General features: G+C 73.4%; 16 protein-coding genes. 13 read left to right on the forward strand and 3 right to left on the reverse strand.

Going from position 1 to position 19,051, the window contains the following annotated elements; all coding sequences use genetic code 11:
* Positions 1–255 precede the first annotated feature (255 nt).
* Entirely contained in the window at positions 256–1,287 is a 1,032-nt protein-coding gene (locus AMK19_RS08885) for a LacI family DNA-binding transcriptional regulator (RefSeq protein ID WP_073809836.1), read from the reverse strand.
* A 289-nt stretch (positions 1,288–1,576) separates the two neighbouring features.
* Here AMK19_RS08885 and AMK19_RS08890 point away from each other — a divergent pair, with 289 nt between their 5' ends.
* The 5 genes from AMK19_RS08890 to AMK19_RS08910 all read left to right on the forward strand — a co-directional run bounded on the left by AMK19_RS08890 (position 1,577) and on the right by AMK19_RS08910 (position 7,857).
* Positions 1,577–2,848 carry an extracellular solute-binding protein gene (locus AMK19_RS08890; protein WP_073809838.1) on the forward strand — a complete coding sequence of 424 codons (1,272 nt, stop codon included), beginning with the start codon at positions 1,577–1,579 and terminating at the stop codon, positions 2,846–2,848.
* Between the two features lie 2 nt (positions 2,849–2,850).
* Complete coding sequence (locus AMK19_RS08895; RefSeq protein ID WP_073809841.1) at positions 2,851–3,825, forward strand: carbohydrate ABC transporter permease; 975 nt, start codon at positions 2,851–2,853, stop codon at positions 3,823–3,825.
* Positions 3,825–4,682, forward strand: a complete 858-nt coding sequence (locus tag AMK19_RS08900; protein WP_083646609.1) for a carbohydrate ABC transporter permease — start codon at positions 3,825–3,827, stop codon at positions 4,680–4,682. The genes AMK19_RS08895 and AMK19_RS08900 overlap by 1 nt, the downstream gene beginning before the upstream one ends.
* Before the next feature lie 156 nt (positions 4,683–4,838).
* Positions 4,839–7,223 (forward strand): glycoside hydrolase family 3 N-terminal domain-containing protein, encoded by a 2,385-nt coding sequence (locus AMK19_RS08905; protein ID WP_073809846.1) that lies wholly within the window; start codon positions 4,839–4,841, stop codon positions 7,221–7,223.
* Positions 7,224–7,248: 25 nt separating this feature from the next.
* The gene (locus AMK19_RS08910) at positions 7,249–7,857 is read left to right on the forward strand and encodes a hypothetical protein (RefSeq protein WP_073809849.1); all 609 of its coding nucleotides are present in this window, start codon (positions 7,249–7,251) and stop codon (positions 7,855–7,857) included.
* Between the two features lie 9 nt (positions 7,858–7,866).
* On the opposite strand, the gene AMK19_RS08915 is transcribed toward AMK19_RS08910, so the two are convergent.
* Positions 7,867–8,517, reverse strand: coding sequence for a response regulator (locus tag AMK19_RS08915; protein WP_073809851.1), 651 nt, complete (start codon positions 8,515–8,517; stop codon positions 7,867–7,869).
* Positions 8,514–9,563: a sensor histidine kinase gene (locus AMK19_RS08920; protein ID WP_073809854.1), complete on the reverse strand. Its 1,050-nt coding sequence runs from the start codon at positions 9,561–9,563 to the stop codon at positions 8,514–8,516. The genes AMK19_RS08915 and AMK19_RS08920 overlap by 4 nt, the downstream gene beginning before the upstream one ends.
* Before the next feature lie 567 nt (positions 9,564–10,130).
* Here AMK19_RS08920 and AMK19_RS08925 point away from each other — a divergent pair.
* The 8 genes from AMK19_RS08925 to pstA all read left to right on the forward strand — a co-directional run bounded on the left by AMK19_RS08925 (position 10,131) and on the right by pstA (position 19,045).
* The gene (locus tag AMK19_RS08925) at positions 10,131–10,637 is read left to right on the forward strand and encodes a hypothetical protein (protein WP_073809856.1); all 507 of its coding nucleotides are present in this window, start codon (positions 10,131–10,133) and stop codon (positions 10,635–10,637) included.
* A gap of 235 nt (positions 10,638–10,872) precedes the next feature.
* Positions 10,873–11,238 carry a DUF1508 domain-containing protein gene (locus AMK19_RS08930; RefSeq protein WP_073809859.1) on the forward strand — a complete coding sequence of 122 codons (366 nt, stop codon included), beginning with the start codon at positions 10,873–10,875 and terminating at the stop codon, positions 11,236–11,238.
* 74 nt (positions 11,239–11,312) lie between these two features.
* A complete protein-coding gene (locus AMK19_RS08935) occupies positions 11,313–11,669 on the forward strand; it encodes a hypothetical protein (protein ID WP_143200122.1) in 357 nt (118 codons plus the stop codon).
* 355 nt (positions 11,670–12,024) lie between these two features.
* Positions 12,025–13,047: a PstS family phosphate ABC transporter substrate-binding protein gene (locus AMK19_RS08940; protein WP_073809864.1), complete on the forward strand. Its 1,023-nt coding sequence runs from the start codon at positions 12,025–12,027 to the stop codon at positions 13,045–13,047.
* Positions 13,048–13,314: 267 nt separating this feature from the next.
* The gene (locus AMK19_RS08945; RefSeq protein WP_073809867.1) at positions 13,315–13,899 is read left to right on the forward strand and encodes a hypothetical protein; all 585 of its coding nucleotides are present in this window, start codon (positions 13,315–13,317) and stop codon (positions 13,897–13,899) included.
* 299 nt (positions 13,900–14,198) lie between these two features.
* Positions 14,199–16,694 carry a hypothetical protein gene (locus AMK19_RS08950; protein ID WP_073809869.1) on the forward strand — a complete coding sequence of 832 codons (2,496 nt, stop codon included), beginning with the start codon at positions 14,199–14,201 and terminating at the stop codon, positions 16,692–16,694.
* An 87-nt stretch (positions 16,695–16,781) separates the two neighbouring features.
* On the forward strand, positions 16,782–17,792 hold the full coding sequence (gene pstC / locus AMK19_RS08955) for a phosphate ABC transporter permease subunit PstC (protein WP_083646611.1): 1,011 nt from the start codon (positions 16,782–16,784) through the stop codon (positions 17,790–17,792).
* Positions 17,793–17,806: 14 nt separating this feature from the next.
* The gene (gene pstA, locus AMK19_RS08960; RefSeq protein ID WP_083646612.1) at positions 17,807–19,045 is read left to right on the forward strand and encodes a phosphate ABC transporter permease PstA; all 1,239 of its coding nucleotides are present in this window, start codon (positions 17,807–17,809) and stop codon (positions 19,043–19,045) included.
* Positions 19,046–19,051 lie beyond the last annotated feature (6 nt).

Genomic DNA, 19,051 nt, shown 5'->3' on the forward strand with positions numbered 1-19,051 from the left:
GGAAATCGTCCTCGTGCAACGATCAGGTCAATCGACGCAAGGTGGTCCGGCGCTGACTGCGCGTCGATCGCGAGGTCGACGGGTGGCGCCGGTGGCCGGGCGCGGTGCAGGGCGGGTGTGCCCGGCCACCGGGGAGCGGGGGAGGAGCGTTCCGAAAGTTTCGAGTGGTGGTCGAATGTTCCGGCGAGGTCCCGGACGACGGTAGGGGAGCCGGGCACCGCCGTCAACGGATCGGCGGAACAAGGCAGTCGGTGATCACGGGAGGACGGGCGGCGGCGCGGTGGAGGCGCGGACGACCAGGCTGGTGGCGAGGTCGATGCGGGTGGCGGCGGGGCGTTCGCCGCGGCCGAGTCCGACGGCGAGGCGGGCGGCGGTCTCGGCCATCTCGACCAGCGGCTGCCGGACGGTGGTCAGCGGCGGGCCGACCCAGCGGGCCAGCGGCAGGTCGTCGAAGCCGACCACCGAGAGGTCCTCGGGCACCCGCAGGCCGAGTTCGCGGGCGGCCTCGTACACGCCGAGTGCCTGCAGGTCGTTGCCGGCGAAGATCGCGGTGGGCCGGTCGTCGCGGGTCAGCAGGGTGCGGGCGGCGGCGTACCCGGCCTCGTGGTGGAAGTCGCCCTCGTGGACCAGTTCGGGGTCGACCGGCAGCCGGGCGGTCTCCAGCGCGGTGCGGTAGCCGTCGACGCGGGCGCGGCTGCACATCATGCCGGCCGGGCCGGAGATCATCGCGATCCGGCGGTGGCCGAGGTCGAGCAGGTGGCGGGTGGCGGCGAGGCCGCCCTGCCAGTTGCCGGTGCCGACGGCGGGCACCCCGTCGGCGGGGTCGCCGGCCGGGTCGAGGACGACGAACGGGATGTCGCGGCCGGTGAGTTGGTCGCGCTGGGCGGCGTCCAGGTCGGACAGCACGAGCACCACTCCGGCGGGGCGGCGGGCGAGGACGCCGTCCACCCAGGTCTGGCCGGGGGTGAGCCGTCCGGCGGACTCGGACAGCACGATGCTGAGGCCCTCGTCGCGGGCGACGTTCTCCACGCCGCGGATCACCTCCACCGCCCAGGCGCTGTCGAGCTGGTGGAAGACCAGGTCGAGGAGCCGGGACGGCGGCGCGGTGGTGCGGCGGCGCTGGTAGCCGGTGCGGCGCAGGATCTCCTCGACCTTGGCGCGGGTGGCGGGCGCGACGTCGGCCCGTCCGTTCAGGACTTTCGAAACTGTCGGCGCCGAGACGCCGGCCGCCCGGGCGATCTCCGACAGAGTCGGCGCGGGGTCGGGTTCGAGTTCAGCGGCGCTCATGGCACGGATAGTAGCGCCCCCGGCGGGCCGGGCGGGGTGGTGTGCGAACGGCGGCCCGGTTCGGTCGGAGGTCTTGACTCGCCCGTCCGGCCGCCGTAGCTTCCTCGCAATATTCGAACGAAGCGCGAAACATTCGAAGCGTTCGAACCTCCCCGGCCGCACCTCCGCGTGGCGGGTTGCTCCGCAGTTCAGCGCCGCCGCCCCGGCGTTGAGTGCACCGTGCCCGGCACCATCCGCGCCGCCGTTTCCGAAACTTTCGAGCCGCTCCCTGCCCCAGGAGGCCCGCACCATGTTCGTTCGCAGACGTCTGCCCGCGGCCGCGTTGGCCGCCGCCACCGCGTTCGCCCTGCTCACCGCCTGCGGCAGCGGCGGTTCGGGCAGCGGCGGCGGCGCGCTGACCTGGTGGCACAACGGCACCCAGGACCCGCTGAAGACCGTGTGGGACCACGCGGCCGCCAACTACCGGCAGGCCCACGCCGGTTCGAAGATCGACGTGGTGCCGCTCCAGAACGAGCAGTTCCCCACCAAGGTCCCGCTGGCCCTGCAGTCCGACAACCCGCCGGACATCTACTTCAACCAGGGCGGCGGCCTGCTCGCCACCCAGGCGCAGTCCGGCCGGGTCGCCGACCTGACCTCGCTCACCGCCGACTGGATCAAGGACCTCGGCCCGGCCGCCCAGGGCTGGGCCGCCGACGGCAAGCAGCTCGGCGTCCCCTACGACTCGCACGTGGTCGGCTTCTGGTACCGCAAGGACCTGTTCGGCAACGCCGGCATCACCCAACCGCCCGCCACCATAGACGAGTTGAAGGTCGACATCGGCAAGCTGAAGGCCACAGGCAGCACCCCGATCGCGCTCGGCGGCAAGGACCGCTGGCCGGACGCCTTCTACTACGACTACTTCGCCGTCCGCGAATGCGCCGTCGACACCCTCAAGTCCTCGGTGAAAGCAGCCGAGTTCACCGACCCGTGCTTCACCAGGGCCGGGCAGGACGTGCTCGACCTGATCGCCCTGAAGCCGTTCCAGGACGGCTTCAACGGCACCCCCGCCCAGCAGGGCAGCGGAAGTTCGGCCGGCCTGGTCGCCGCCGGACAGGCCGCGATGGAACTCCAGGGCGACTGGAACCCGAGCGTCATGCAGGGCCTGGCCGCCGACCCGTCCTACAAGGACCAGTTGGGCTGGTTCCCGTTCCCGGCGGTCACCGGCGCGGCCGGCGACCCGACCGTCGCACTCGGCGGCGGCGACGGCTTCTCCTGCACCGTCAAGCGCGCCGCCGACTGCGCGCAGGTGCTCAAGTACCTGACCGGCGCCGAGGTGCAGACCGAACTGGTCAGCTCCGGCGCGGCGACCATCCCGGTCAACCCGGTGGCCGTCGCCGCCATCAAGGACCCCGTGGTCAAGCAGATCTTCGACTACAACGCCCGAGCGAGCTACATCCAGGTGTACTTCGACGTCGCGCTGCCCACCGCCGTCGGCCAGGCCCTCAACGACGCGGCAGCGGACCTGTTCGCGGGCAAGGGCGACGCCGGCTCGGTGGCCCGCGCGGTGAACGCGGCGGGCTGAGAATGAGCCCCGTCGAGGAGCGGGCCGCCGCCCCGGCCCGCTCCGCCACCCCGTCCCGCGGCCGCCCCGCCCGGCGGCGCACCAGCACCCGCACCCGGGCCGAACTCGCCCTGCTGCTCGGCCCCGCGCTCGCGCTGTTCGCGCTGTTCGTGCTGGTGTCGATCGCCGCCGCCGTCTACTACAGCTTCTTCGACTGGAACGGCTTCGGCCCGCCCAGCAGAACGGTCGGACTCGCCAACTACCGCAAGGCGCTGGCCGATCCGGTGTTCCAGGGCGCCATCCGGCACAACCTGGTCTTCGCAGTGCTGTCCGTGGCGGTCCAACTGCCGCTCACCGTCGCCCTCGCTCTGCTGCTCAACGGCCGCCTGCGCGGCCGGGCCCTGCTGCGACTGATCGCCTTCACCCCGTACGTGCTCTCCGAGGCGATCACCGCCGTTGCCTGGCTGGTGATGCTCCAGCCCGGCGGCGCCGTCGACCGGGCGCTGCGCTCGATCGGCCTCGACTCCCTCGTCCACCAGTGGCTGGCCGACCCCGACCTGGTGCTCTACACCCTGTTCGCGGTCTCCACCTGGAAGTACCTCGGCTTCGGCATCATCCTCTTCCTCGCCGGACTCCAGGGCGTGCCCACGGAGTTGCGCGAAGCCGCCGCCCTGGACGGCGCCTCCGCCTGGCAGACCACCCGCAAGGTGGTGCTGCCGCTGCTCGGCCCGACCGTCCGGATCTGGATCTTCCTGTCGGTGATCGGCTCGCTGCAACTCTTCGAACTGGTCTGGATCATGACGCTCGGCGGCCCCGCCGGCTCCTCCGCCACCATGGCCACCTACGTCATCGACCGCGGCTTCCGCCGCTACCAGTTCGGCTACGGCAGCGCCGTCGCCGTGGTGCTGTTCGCGGTCTGCTTCGCCTTCGCACTCGCCTACCAGCGGTTCGCGCTGCGCCGCGACACCGACGGCGCGCTCACCGGAAGGGTGGACTGATGCCCGCCACCACAGACCGAGACCGTCGGGCGGTGACGGCGGACCGGTTGGCCGTCCCCGGCCGTTACCTGGCCGCCCTGCTGGTGGCCGGCGTGACGCTGGTGCCGATCGCCTTCGTGGTGCTCGGCGGCTTCCGCACCAACGCGCAGCTGAACGCCGACCCGACCGGCCTGCCGCACCCCTGGGTGATCGACAACTACCGCAAGGTGCTGGGCTCTTCGATGTTCTGGCGGCTGATGGGCAACAGCGCCCTGATCGCCGTCGCCGTCACCGTGCTCACCTGCGGACTCGGTGCGGCCGCCGCGTACGCGCTGGCCCGCTACCGCTTCCGCGGCCGGGAGGGCATCCACACCCTGTTCACCGCCGGACTGCTTTTCCCGCTCGGCGTCGCCTCCCTGCCGGTCTACCTGCTGCTGCGCCAACTCCACCTGCTGGAGAGCTGGTTGGGCGTGGCGCTGGCCGAGGCGGCGTTCGGGCTGCCGGTGACGATCGTCATCCTGCGGCCGTTCATGGCCGCGATCCCCGGGGAACTGGAGGACGCCGCCGCGGTGGACGGCTGCACCCGGCTCGGCTTCCTGTGGCGGATCATGCTGCCGCTGGCCCGGCCCGCCCTGGTCACCGTCGCCGTGCTCGCCTTCCTCGGCTCCTGGAACGGCTACCAACTGCCCATGCTGGTCTTCAACGAGCAGTCGCACTTCACCCTGCCGCTCGGCGTCGCCTCCTTCCAGTCCCAGTACTCGCAGGACACCGCCGGCATCCTCGCCTACACCGCCCTGTCGATGCTGCCCGCCCTCGGCTTCTTCGTGTTCGCCGAACGCCGCATCGTCGGCGGCATGGCCGGCGCCGTCAAGGGCTGAGCCCCGGCGCCGTCAGAGCCGGACCCCCGGCACCGCCAGAGCCTGAGCCCCCGGCACCGCCAGAGCCTGAGCCCCCGGCGCCGTCAAGGGCCGAGCCCTCCGGAGCCACCCGCGAGAGCGTCAACCACCCAGCAGCGGAAGGACACCAGACGTCCGATGACGACCCAGCCCGCACCGGCCGCCACCGATCCGCACCCGGCCGACCCCTGGCGCGACCCCGTGCAGGACCCGCACCTGAGGGTCGAGGACCTGATCGCCCGGATGACCCTGGAGGAGAAGACCGCCCAGCTGTACGGCGTCTGGGTCGGCGCCGACGCGGGCGGCGACGGCGTCGCCCCGCACCAGAACGAGATGTGCGACCCGGTCGACCTGAAAGCGCTTTCCATTCACGGTCTCGGCCAACTCACCCGCTCCTTCGGCACCGCCCCCGTCGACCCCGCCGTCGGCGCGCTCGCCCTCGCCCGCGCCCAGCAGCAGCTCACCGCCGCCGGACGGTTCGGCATCCCCGCCGTCGCCCACGAGGAGTGCCTGGCCGGCTTCACCACCTGGGGCGCCACCGCCTACCCCGTGCCGCTCGCCTGGGGCGCCACCTTCGACCCCGAACTGATCGCCGACATGGCCCGGGCGATCGGCCGCGACCTGCGCTCCATGGGCATCCACCAGGGCCTCGCCCCCGTCCTCGACGTCGCCCGCGACCTGCGCTGGGGACGCGTCGAGGAGACCATCGGCGAAGACCCCTACCTGGTCTCCACCATCGGCACCGCCTACGTCCGCGGACTGCGCTCCGCCGGCATCGTCGCCACCCTCAAGCACTTCGTCGGCTACTCCGCCTCTGCCGGCGCCCGCAACCTCGCCCCCGTCCGGGCCGGGGCCCGCGAACTCGGCGACGTCCTGCTGCCGCCGTTCGAGATGGCCGTGCACGAAGGCGGCGCCGACTCCGTCATGCACTCCTACGCCGAGATCGACGGCCTGCCGGTCGCCGCCGACCCCGCCCTGCTCACCGAACTGCTGCGCGACACCTGGCAGTTCACCGGCACCGTGGTCGCCGACTACTTCGGCATCGGTTTCCTGGAGACCCTGCACCGGGTCGCCGCCGACCGCGCCGACTCCGCCCGCCTCGCCCTCACCGCCGGCGTGGACGTCGAACTCCCCACCGTCCGCGCCTACGGCGACCGCCTCGTCGAAGCCGTCCGCGACGGCCGCATCCCCGAACGGCTGGTCGACCGCGCGCTGCGCCGCGTCCTGCTGCAGAAGTGCCGGCTCGGCCTGCTCGACCCCGACTGGAGCCCGCTGCCGCCCGCGCTGCCCGCCGACTGCGGCCCCGACACCGCCCCCGACGACGTCCGCGGCAGCATCGACCTCGACCCGCCCGCCAACCGCGCCCTCGCCCGCCGGATCGCCGAACAGTCCGTCGTGCTGCTCGCCAACCCCGCCGGTACGCTGCCGATCGCCCCCGGCACCCGGCGGATCGCCGTGGTCGGGCCGCGCGCCCACGACCCGTTCGCGATGCTCGGCTGCTACTCCTTCCCGAGCCACGTCGGGACCCACCACCCCGACGTCCCGCTCGGCCTCGCCATCCCCACCGTCCTCGACGCGCTGCGCGAGCAACTCCCCGACACGGAGATCGAGTTCGCCGCCGGATGCGAGGTGGACGGCGACGATCGGGCCGGGTTCGACGAGGCCGTGCGGGCCGCCGCCGGCGCCGAGCTGTGCATCGCCGTCCTCGGCGACCGCGCCGGGCTGTTCGGACGCGGCACCTCCGGCGAGGGCTGCGACGCCCCCGACCTCCGACTCCCCGGCGTCCAGGGCGAACTGATCGACGCGCTGCTCGGCACCGGCACCCCCGTGGTGCTGGTCCTGCTCACCGGCCGCCCGTACGCGCTCGGCCGCTGGGACGGGCGCTGCGCCGCCGCCGTGCAGGCGTTCTTCCCCGGTGAGGAGGGCGGGCCGGCCCTCGCCGCCGTCCTGGCCGGCGCGGCCGACCCGTCCGGGCGGCTGCCCGTCAGCATCCCGCGCGAGCCCGGCGGCCAGCCCTGGACGTACCTGCAGCCGCCGCTCGGCCTCGCCAACGGGGTCAGCAACCTCGACCCGACGCCGCTGCACCCGTTCGGCCACGGCCTGTCCTACACCGCCTTCGAGTGGACGCCAGGACCCGACCCGCGGCACCGACTCCCCACCGACGGTGGCACGGAGGTGGAGGTGACGGTCCGCAACAGCGGCCGGCGCTTCGGCATCGAGACCGTCCAGCTGTACCTGCACGACCCCGTCGCCCGCACCACCCGGCCCGACGCCCGGCTGGTCGGCTACGCCCGCGTCCCGCTCGCCCCCGGCGAGAGCCGCCGGGTCCGTTTCCGCTTCCACGCCGACCTGGCCTCGTTCACCGGCCCCGACGGGCGGCGGATCGTCGAGCCCGGCGAGCTGCGGCTGCGACTCGCCGCGTCCAGCGCGGACGTGCGCCACACCGTGGCGCTCGAACTCACCGGCCCCGAACGGGAACTGGACCATCGCAGGCGGATGAGCTGCCCCGTTGCCGTCGAATGAGCGACGGGCGGGCACACTGGACCCCATGAGTACCGTCACCCACGCCGACACCGAGCGGCCGACCCCCGACGCCCCGACCGACCGGCGGTCCGAACTGCTCGACAGCCTCAACGAGGCCGTCCGGCAGCCCGAACTCCTCGGCGGCACCGCGGCCGTGGTCGAGCTGCTGAACGCGCTGGCCGCCACCGAACCGGACGACGCGCGCGGCACGGCGTGGATCCCCGACACCACCACCCGCACCGTCTCGGCCCTGCTGCGCGACAGCTTCGCCGAGGCGGACCCGCCGCTGGTCGCCTCCCAGTACGGCGAGGACGCCCACCGGCGGGGCTGGCTGCGGCTGGACCGGGCGCTGGGCGAGGAGGAACTGCGGGAACTGCTCGACCGGGTCCTCGACTGGGCCGAGGACAAGCGCCGACTCGCGGACGTGCTGGGCGAGTTCGGGTCGCCGTCGGTGGTGTACGGCGACCCGGCGCCGGACGCCCCGAAGACCCTCTGCTACACGGGCGAGGACCACGACGCGCCCATCGGCGCGTTCCACTTCGGGGCGGGCGGCGTGCTCTACGCGGTGCGGATCGGCGAGAACCTGCTCGGTGACTGGGCGCTCACCCCGGCCGGCCGGAAGCTGTTCCACTGACCGCGCCGGTCAGGTGAGCTGGCGGCCGTGCGCCAGCGACCAGGCGGCGACGCCGACGCGGTTGCGGGCGCCCAGCTTGCGCTGGATGCTCGCCAGATGGTTCTTGACGGTGCCGGGGGAGAGGAACAGCTCGGCGGCGATCTCCGCGTTGGTGGCGCCGTCCGCGACCAGCACGGCGACCTGCCGCTCGCGCGGGCTGAGCGACTCGGCCGGGGCCTGCTGGGACGGCACCGGCGGGGCGAAGTGCCGCAGCAGGCGGACCGTCAACTGCGGGCTGATCAGCGTGTCGCCGGCCATCGCCGCCCGGACCGCCTCGGCGAGCAGCGCCGGGCCGGAGCGCTTGAGGAGGAACCCGGTGGCGCCGTTGCTGAGCGCCGTGTGGACGTACTCGTCGAGGTCGAAGGTGGTCACCACGACCACCCGGATCGGGTCGGCGACGTCCGGTCCGGCCAGCTGTCGGGTCAGGTCGAGGCCGTCCAGGTGCGGCATGCGGATGTCCGCGAGGACGACGTCCGGCCGTATGCGGCGGGCGAGTTGGAGTGCGGTGCGGCCGTCGGGGGCGTCGGCGACGACCTGCATGTCCGGCTGGGCGTCGAGGATGATCCGGTAGGCGCTGCGGATGTCCTCGTGGTCGTCGGCGAGCAGGATCCGGATGGTCACGGGGTCTCCGAGGTCGGGGTGGGGGCGGGGGTGTGGGGGAAGGTGGAGGTGAGCTGCCAGCCGTCCGGGACGGGCCCGGCGTGGAAGGCGCCGCCGAGGGCCTCGACCCGGGCGGCGAGACCGGCCAGGCCGTGACCGCCGCGCGGCCTGGCCCGGCGGGTGGCGGGCGGGCCGTCGTTGTGCACGATCAGCCGCAATTCGTCGGCCCGGTGGGTGAGTTCGATCCGGACGGTGCGCGCAGTGGGGGCGTGGCGGCGGACGTTGGTGAGCGCCTCGACGGCGATCCGGTGGACGGTCGCGGCGCACTCGCGTCCCACCGGGTCCGGGGCGAGTGCGAGTTGGACGACCGGGCCGCCGGTGGCGGTGAACCGTCGGGCCAGCTCCGGGAGTTCGGCGAGGCTTTCGTGCGGGGCGAGGGCGGCCTGCCGATCGGCGGTGCGCAGCAGGTCGACGGTCCGGTCCAGGGAGGCGAGGGCCTGCTGCCCGGCCTGCTCGATCCGGCCGAACAGCTCGGCCGCCCGTTCCGGCGACCGGCCGGCCAACACGCCTCCGGCCTGCGCCAGGGCGACCATGCCGCTGACGTCGTGGGCGACGAAGTCGTGCAGGTCGTGGGCGAGTTCGAGCCGCTGGGCGTGTTGGGCGGCGGCCACGGCGAGCTCGCGTTGACGGTCGAGCGCGCGCAGGTACCCGCCGACGGCGCAGGCGACCGCAACGGCGACGGCACCGAAGCCGAGCAGCGGCGGCTCGAAGCCGACGAACCGCATCGGCCACCCCAGCACGGCCAGCGCCGGCCAGGCCACCGCCCACCCCCGGCCGTTCCGGGCCGCGAGGGCCACCAGGCCCAGCAGCACACCGAGTTCGACCACCCCGGCCAGCCCCACCGCCGCCGCCCCGCCCCGGTACGGCCCGGCCCACCCGGCGGCGCAGCTGAGCACGATCGACAGCGCAGCGACAGATCCGGCCCGCCGTGGGCGGCACAGCGCCCACCCGACGACGGCGGCAGGGACGAGCAACCCGGCAGCGGTCCAGACGAGTTCGGCGCTCACGGGGCTGTCCGGCAGCGGGGGTCGGCCGGGTCGGCGGTGGAGTCGAGCGCAGGTGACGACGCCGATAACCCGGCTGTGGCCCGGGCGAGTTCGGCGTTCATGACGCTGCCTCGGGCGGGCCTGGCGTCGGTCGATTCGGCATGGTGGGGCGCTCGCGTGTGCGCGTGGCTGCCCCCAGGTCCCCGTTCATGTGATCACCCTAGGGGCCGTGGGGGCGGCGGCGGGTGTGCCGATCGGCACATCGGGTGTCCGGGGGATGGCCGTTCGACACCTGCGGCCGGGGCAGGGGCGGGCGACAGAGTCCTGGGCGGCGCCGGTGGCCGGCCGAGGAGAGGACGGACAGCAATGGGGACGATGGCACCGGCACCACGAAGGGCCATGCGGGCAAGTGCGGGCGGTGGTGCCGTCGGCACTCGCCGCACGGCCTCGCGGGCTCGGTGATGGCGCTGTGCTACCTGCGCTGGTGGCGTGGGGGCCGCTGCCGGCGGCCGTGACGATCGACCACGCCCGCCGGGCCCGAGTGCCGCATCATGGGGGCCGGTGGGGACGACGGCGTGAGGGGCGGGCGTGGGGCGGCTGTTGAGCGGTGTCGCGGCGGTGCGCTGGGGAGAGCTGCGCGACGCGACGGGCGATCCGGCCGGCCGCGTTCCCGCGCTGTTGTCCCGGATCGCGTTCGGGGACGAGCAGGCGGCCCGCCGGGCGGTCGACGAACTCGCCGACGCGGTCTGCGCGTTGGGCTTCGTCGTCGGCGGGGCGACCGCACCCGCCGTGCCGCTCCTGCTCGAACTGGCCGTGTCCCCAACGGGGTTGTGCCAGCCGGAGCTGTGGGCGCTGCTGGAGAGTATCTGCCGCACCGAGCAATGGCACTCCGCCGCCGGCCCCGAGCACGGCCCGGCGTTGCGGCGGCAACTCGGCTGGGAGGCGGCCGCGAGGGCGGCGGTCCACGCGGGCAGGCCGGTCGTCGAACGCGTCGCCGCCTCCGTGAGGCCGGAGGACGCGGTGCCCGCCCGGCGGCTGTTGCGGGCGATGGACGAGTCGCCGCCCTTCCCGACCCGGCGCGGGCACGGCCGTTGAATGCCCGTCGGGCGCGGCGTTGGTGCGGGGATGGGCAACGCATTAACAAGGGAGAACTTCGGGGCGAACAGAGGCAGCTCGGGAGGCATTCCGCTTCCGGACATTGTCTGTGCACACATAGCGTTCGCAGCGTGACGATGTGCGTCCGGTTCGTGTCGAAGCCGGATCGTTCGCCATGCGGTGCTGCGGCCGAGGACGGGCCTCGGGCCGGCGGAGATCCGGGGGGTGGCGGGCGGTGCGCGGGGAGGGTCTGTTCACGGAACGGGCGTCGAACGGGCGGTTCCAGTGGCAGTTGAAGGCGTTGAACGGGCGGGTGGTGGCGGTCTCCTCGTCCGTCTACGACTCCGCCGCGGACGCCGAGCGAGCTTTCGCCGAACTCGTCGCCCTGGGACCGGCGTTGGTGGCGCGGATCACCCATGTGCGGGGTGGGCCGGGCTGGACCTGGGTGGTGCCCGGGGCGCGCGGCAATCCGCTGGTCACGTCGAGTCGGGCGTACGAGCGTTACGCGACGTGCCAGAACGCGTTCCGCCGGTTCGCGGCGCTGCTGGCCCGGATGGCGGAGGCGGCGGTGCCCGGCGGTACGCCCGGGGGTGGACGGTGAGCGGGGCCGAGCCGGGGCGGGGGGACGGGCCGCGGCACAGGGCCGAGTCGGGGCGTGGCCCGCGGCTGGTGCCGGTGCGCGGCGCGGACGGCCGGGCGGGATGGTCGCTGGTCGCCGCGAACGGGCGGCGGCTGGCCGCAGCCGTCCGCGGCTACCGGACGGACCGTGAACTGGCCTCCGGGGTCGCCGAGTTGCTCGCCGAGCGGGCCGCCCTGCGGTTCGTGCTGAGCCAGCGCGAGGACCGGCAGTGGACGTGGACTGCCTACCTGCCGGCCCGCTCCACCCGGGCGGGTGCGGGCGGCGGCGAGCCGGTGGCCCGCAGCGCCCGCGGCTATCTGCGGCGCGACCAGTGCCGGCAGAGCGTCACCGGCTTCCTGCAGGGCGTCGAGCACGTCCAGCGGATGTGCCGAACGGCCGGGAACCCCTGGTGAGTCGGGCTCGGCGAGAGGTGCGGGGCCGTCGCCCGAGGGGTTCGTGCACGTCCGGCCGGGGTCGGTGGTGCTGGGGTGAAGCGGAGATGGCCGAGGTGCCCCCGTGGGCACACCTGGAGAAGAACGTGTCCATGTCGGGGAGTTCCGGTGAAGGGCCATCAATCACCGCCCCCACCAGCGTAGTTGGTGCGGAAGCCGGAGTGCGGACGGCGGGGCGGGCGGCTCGGGAGAGGCTTCCGGGCGGCGGCGCGGGACGACGAGGATCACTCCCGCCGGGAAGCCGCGGAGCTCTCCGGCACCGGACCCCGCCAGGTCCGGTCCAGCGAGGCACGATCCCCCTCGGAGGATGAGGACCATGCGTCACACCGCTGCCAAGGCGCTCGCGGCCGTTGCCATCACCGCCGCCCTGACCACCGTCGCCGCCGTTCCGGCCAGCGCCGACCCGACCGTGACCCCCGCCGCGAAGGACATCGTGGGCGTGGGCTCGGACACCACGCAGGCGCTGTTCACCAAGTTCTCGGCCGACTACAACGCGACGATCCCGGCCACCGACACCACCACGCCGCGCCTGTACAGCTGGGACGCCACCGGCACCAGCCCGATCACCCCGAAGACCGGCGGCGCCTCGATCGCCCGCCCGAACGGCTCCGGCGCCGGCATCAGCGCGCTTGCCGCCAACACCAACGCCACCCTGGACTTCGCCCGTTCCTCCCGCGCCGCCCAGGCCACCGACCCGTCCACCCTGGACTTCATCGCCTTCGCGAAGGACGCGGTCACCTGGTCCGCCACGGTCAACGGCCACGCCCCGGCCAACCTGACCACCGCGAACCTGGTCGACATCTACACCTGTGCCAAGACCGACTGGTCGCAGTTCGGCGGCACCGCCGGCACCATCAAGGCGTACCTGCCGCAGAGCGGCTCCGGCACCCGCTCGTTCTTCCTGCAGGCCCTCGGCAACATCACCCCGGGCAACTGCGTCGTCAGCGGCCCCGAGGAGAACGAGGGCACCGACTCCGCGTTCACGGGCAACCTCGACGCGATCTTCCCGTACTCGGTCGGCCACTACGTCGGCCAGCTGAACGGCCACACCACCGCCACCGACGCCCCCGGCCAGCTGACCCTGCGCAACATCAACGGCGTCACGCCGCTGACCGCCACCAACACCCTGAACCCGGCGTTCGCCGGCGGCAGCTACGGCCGCGTGCTGTTCAACGTGGTCCGCGACGCCGACTACACCGCCACCACCACCCAGGGCACCGCGCTGCGCGCCATCTTCAGCAACGGCGGCTGGATCTGCTCCACCGCCGGTCGCAACGACATCGCCAGCTACGGCTTCCTGAACCTGCCGGCCACCGGCTGCGGCGTCATCATCCACTGACACCCCGCCACCCCGGCACCACGTGCCACCCCCGCCGCCCGTCCCGCAGCCACGCGGGACGGGCGGCGGCCCCGTCACGGCCGACCCGCCGTGCACGACGCACCCTGCACCCCGCCTCGTCAGCAAGCCGCGCCGCGAAGAACCCCGCACCGCGTAAGACCTGCACCGCGCAAGACCCGCACCGCGAGCAACCTGCGCCACGAGCACCCCGCACCGCGAAGAACCCCGCACCGCGAAGAACCCCGCACCCAGCTTGAAGGAGCCACGATGTCCCGCACGTACGCCCGGATCGCCGCCGCTGCCGCCGGCCTCGCCCTCGTCGCCACCGTCGCCTCGGCGACCACCGCCTCGGCCGCGCCGGCCGCCGGCAACGCGGTGATCCACGAGAGCAACGCGTTCTTCCAGCAGGCCGCCCAGGCCGGCATCGTGGCCGTCCCGCTGCCCACCGCGACCGCCGGCTACGACCCGAACACCGGCCTGTCGGCGAGCTTCCCCGTCACCGGCGGCTCCGGCAACATCGCCGAGTTCTGGGGCAGCGTCCAGTTCGGCGGCGGCCTGCTGTTCGTCGACGCCCGCACCGGCAGCGCCGTCGCCTTCCGCCAGCTGTCGTTCTCCTCGGACAGCTACCAGGTCACCGGCGTCCCGGACGGCTCCACCACCCCCGTCGCGCTGTTCGCCCCGGCCGGCGAGACCGTGGTCACCCGCACCGGCGCCACCCAGAACCTGAACGCCGCCTCGCTGGCGCTCGACCCGGCCGGCGCACAGTTCCTCGACAGCAAGCTGCGCACCTCGTTCTTCACCGCGGACCAGAGCGTCGGCACCTTCACCGTGTCCTACACCCCGGCCTCCTGACGATTCGTCACTCCAGCACCGTGCGCCACACCCGCACCGCCCGACCCGTCCGGTCGGGCGGTGCGCGCGTTTTCGGACGCTGATGACACGTCAGTTCCCTTGATTCGAGCACTAATTGGGGCCTCGTACATCTGGTGGACAGCACCCGGACAGACGTCACTGGCCGAATATCGTCGGAGGCGTCGAACGCCGTCGCTCCGCTCCCTGTCATCCGTGCGTGCCTGCTCCGGTGCGCCGTCGCCGGAGGTGCTTCGCCGATGAGAGTCCGCCCGTCAGGGCCCAGAACCCGATCACGACCGTTGCAGGCCTGGCTGGCGGCCGTCCTGACGTGGGCGCTCGGCGCGGCCGCCGTGCTGCTGCCGCTCGGCGGGACGGGCGTCCAGCCCGCGCAGGCCGCCGCCGGCACCACCGTGCCCGGGCCCGCCCGCTGGGACCCGCTGACCTGGACCACCGGCCCCGCCGGGTCCGTGACCGTCACGCCGACCAGCGGCCTCGGCAACCAGGTGCTGCACGTCACCTGGAGCGGGTTCACGCCGACCGTGGACGCCGACTTCCAGCCCGTCCCCGTGGTGCTCAACCCGCACGGGAACTCCGGCTTCGACAAGGTCGCCCGCTACCCGGTGCGGATCTACCAGTGCCGCGGCGAGAAGCCGCAGATCACCGACTGCTACGGCTCCAGCCTGTACAACGCCGACCCGGCCAAGGGCTTCCTGCAGCCGTTCCCCGCGCCCGGCACCACCACGCCCGAGTTCCCGTCGAACATGGCGATCGCCGCGACCCGCCCCGACGGCAGCGGCGAGGCCGACATCGAGGTGTGGACCGCGCAGCAGAGCCAGACCCTCGGCTGCGACCCCACCCACAAGTGCTCGCTGGTGATCGAGGCCAACTACGGCGGCGACTCCGTCGGCGCCTACCAGTGGCCGGCCGGCGAGATCAACTGCGACGACCACTCCGGCGACTCCGACGGCCTGTTCAACACCGCCAGCGACAACGTCGTCGCGTTCGAGAACACCGGCGGCAAGCGCTACGCCAGCGGCGAGGCCTGCGCCTGGGCCAACCACGTCACCGTGCCGCTCAACTTCGGCCCCACCCCGGCGGCCTGCGCCGCCAAGAACGCCGACTTCTCCGCGATCGGCCTGGAGATGGCCGACCGTGCTGTCCAGCAGTGGCGCACCGGCCTGTGCCAGGGCGGCAACGACCCGCTGACCGTGCAGTACACCTCCGGCGGCGGCGAACCGCAGGCCCGCTCGGCGTTCCTGCGCCGCGCCGGCGGCGACATCGCACTCACCTCGGTGCCCGACCGCGACCCGGCGGCCCGCCCGTACACCTACGCGCCGCTCGCCAACAGCGCCGTCTCCGTGGTCTTCCTGGTCGACGACGGCGCCAGCCACCGGCAGATCCGCACCCTGAAGCTCAACCAGCGGCTGCTCGCCAAGATGCTGACGCAGAGCTACCGGCTCGACGCCGGCGACGAGACCGACAGCGTCAAGGGCAACGCGGTCTGCCTGTTCGCCGACCCCGAGTTCCTCCAGCTCAACCCCAGCGGCGACAACGGCCCGACCTGGCCCGGCTGCCTGGCCGGCGGCACCTTCGCCGCCACCGCCCCGATCGTCGTCGGCGGCACCACCGACCTGGTCACCCGCCTCACCACCTGGATCGCCGCCGACCCCGACGCCGCCCAGTTCCTCCAGGGCGCCGCCGACCCGTGGGGCATGCACATCGACGCCAAGTACCTGCGCTCCAGCTACCCCGGGTTCCCGGTCGACGCCTTCCAGCCGCAGGACTTCACCGGCCCGCCGAGCCGCCCCAACTGGAAGCAGTACGAGTGGAACCCGGTGCTCGGCGGCCTCGGCCAGGTCCTGCGAATGACCCTTGAGGTCCGGCCGTCCTGCCTGAACCCCGACGAAGTCCAGGGCCAGCACGCCAAGTGCATCAGCCAGGACAACGGCAAGCGCGCCCTGTTCGCCGTCATGGACGCCGGCCAGGCCCAGGCGATGAGCCTGCCCGAAGCCCAACTGCCCAACCCGGCAGGCGGATTCACCACCCCGACGATCGCCTCCATGCAGGCCGCCGCCGCCGACATGCCCGTCGACGCCGCCACCGGCACGCAGCAACTCCCGTACAGCGACGCAGACTCGGCGTACGCCAAGGACCCCAAGGCGTACCCGCTGACCATGGTCCAGTACGCCATGCTGCCCACCCAGGGCGTTGCCCCGGACAAGGCCGCCGCCATCGCCCGCTTCGTGCGGACCGTCACCGACCCCGCCAAGGGCCAGATCTACGGCCGCCAGCCCGGCCAACTCGCCGTCGGATTCGGCGGACTGACGACAGGTCAGGTCACGGCAGCGAAGACCGCGGCCGGACACGTCGCCGCCCAGGACAGCGCCCTGCCCGGCAACCAGACCGCACCCGGCAACGGCAGCGGCGACGGCAACGGAGGCAACTCCGGCGGCGGCAGCGGAAACGGCGGCGGAGCCGGCAACCCCGGCACCGGCGCACTCGGCAACCCCGCCGACGCCCCCGCCGGGGACAACGCCCCCGGCGACAACAGCGGCGGCGGCGGAGCCAAGCCCAGCGGCAGCGCCTCGCCCACCCTCGGCGCCACCGCCGTCGGCCAGGCCGCCGCCGACCGGGCCGGCCTCGCCCGCCTGCTGCTGCCCGTCATCCTCGCCACCGGAGCCGTCCTGCTGGTCGGCGGACCCGCCGCCCTGCTCCTCGGCGGCACCCCCGCCGGCGCCGAACTGCGTCGCCGCACCGGCCGCCTCCGCGACCGTCTGCTGCGCCGCAACGGCTGACCGCACCCGCCGGGCGGGCGCCCCTGCGCGCCCGCCCGGCCACCCTCGACCACCCCAGGAACCCTCACCGCGCGGAGAGTTGACACCATGACCGCCGCCGTCCAGCCGACGGAAACCCGCGTCCCACCACCCGAAGCCGACCGGCCCCGACCGATCAGCGCCCCCGCCTCGCCCGCCGACCGGGCCTTCCGCGGCCTGCTGCGCGCCGCCGGCCTGTCCGTGTTCGCGCTGATGGGCCTGATCGCGTTCTTCCTGCTGCTGCGCGGCACCGAGGCGTTCGACGCCGTCGGCTGGTCCTTCCTCACCGAGCAGCGCTGGCGCACCGCCGCACACTCCTTCGGCATCGCCGCGGTGCTGCCCGACGGCATCCTGATCGCCGTCATCGCGCTGTGCATCGCGGTGCCGGTCGCGCTCACCGCCGCGCTGTTCATCTCCGAGTACGCGCCCGTCCGGCTGCGGCCCACGCTGATCTCGCTGGTCGACCTGATGGCCGCGATCCCCAGCATCGTCTACGGCCTGTGGGGCCTGTTCTTCCTGCAGCCGCGGATCGTCGGCTTCTGCCGTTGGCTGGCCGTCCATCTCGGCGGCGCGCTGCCGTTCCTGGAGGTCCGCACCGGCGACATCGCCACTTCCTACACCTCGTCCACGTTCATCGCGGGCACCGTGGTCTCCCTGATGATCATTCCGATCATCACCTCGCTCAGCCGCGAGGTGTTCTCGCAGGCCCCCGCCGGCGAACGCGAGGGCGCGTACGCGCTCGGCTCCACGCGCTGGGGCATGGTCCGCACCGTCGTGCTGCCGTTCGGACGCGGCGGCGTGATCGGCGCCGTGATGCTCGGCTTCGGCCGCGCGATGGGCGAGACCATCGCCGTCGCACTGATCATCTCGCCGGTGTTCCGGCTCTCCTGGCACGTCCTGGAGAACGGCGGCAACTCGATCTCCTCGCTGATCGCGCTGCGCTTCAGCGAGTCCGACAGCCTCTCGCTGTCCGCACTGATGGCCGCCGGACTGGTGCTGTTCGCCATCACCCTGCTGGTCAACGTGGCCGCCGGGTTCATCATCAGCCGGTCCCGGTCCGGCGCCTCGACCTCGGATTGACCGGAGGCCACGCAATGTCGACCACCCACCCCGGCAACACCCTTGACGCACTCCCCGCCCCTGAGGACCGCCCCGGCCCTGAGGACCGCCCCGCCCCTGACGCACTCCCCGAGCAGCAGCGGATCCGACTCGGCGGCGTCACCCGCGAGGAGGTCCTCACCCTGGCCGGCGCCGCCGGCGGCTCGCTCGGCCTCGACTGGCTGCTGTACGAACGCATCCTGCCGTTCAGCGGCGCGTTCGGCTTCCTGCTCTGCTGGTACCTGCTGTTCCTCGCCCTCTACGCCGTCGCCGGGCGCCTCCAGTGGGACGCCCTGACCGTCCGCGAACGCCTCGCCACCGCGCTCGCCTGGAGCTCCGGCCTGCTGGTGCTCGCCGTCATCGGCGACCAGATCGGCTACGTCCTCTACCGCGGCCTGGACGCCGCCCGGCACCTCAACTTCTTCACCGAGTCCATGCGCAGCACCGCCGCACTCGACCCGATCACCTCCGGCGGCTGCCTGCACGCCGTCGTCGGCTCGCTCGAACAGCTCGGCATGGCCACCCTGTTCTCCGTGCCGCTCGGCATCCTCACCGCCGTCTTCCTGGTCGAATCCGGCAGCACCAGGCGCGGCGCACGCCTGGTCAAGCCCGTCCGGGTGCTGGTCGAGGCGATGACCGCACTGCCGTCGATCGTCGCCGGGCTGTTCGTCCTCGGCGTCGTCATCCTCACCCTCGGCGTCGAGAAGAGCGGCTTCGCGGCCTCCCTCGCGCTCACCGTCATGATGATGCCCATCGTCACCCGCGCCGCCGAGGTCGTCGTCCGGCTCGTCCCCGGCACCCTCAAGGAGGCGTCCTACGCGCTCGGCGCCAGCCAGTGGCGCACCGTCTGGCACGTTGTCCTGCCCACCGCCCGACCCGGCCTCACCACCGCCGTCGTGCTCGGCATGGCCCGCGGCGTCGGCGAGACTTCCCCGGTGCTGCTCACCGCCGGCTTCACCACCCGGCTCAACCTGGACGCCTTCCACGACAACCAGGCCAGCCTGCCGCTGTTCATCTGGAACTACGTCAAGCAGCCCTACCCCGACATGGTGGCCCGGGCCTTCGCCGGCGGCCTCACCCTGATGGCCGTGGTGCTGATCCTGTTCGTCACCGCCCGCGTCCTCGGCCGCCACCGCACCCCGAGCGAACGCCGCACCCGCCGCCCGCTGCGCGCCACTGCTGCCACTGCTGCCACTGCCTCCGCTGCCAACAAGGCTGCGCAGGTAGCGAACTGATGCCTC

The organism is Kitasatospora sp. CB01950 (assembly GCF_001905465.1).
GTDB lineage: Bacteria > Actinomycetota > Actinomycetes > Streptomycetales > Streptomycetaceae > Kitasatospora.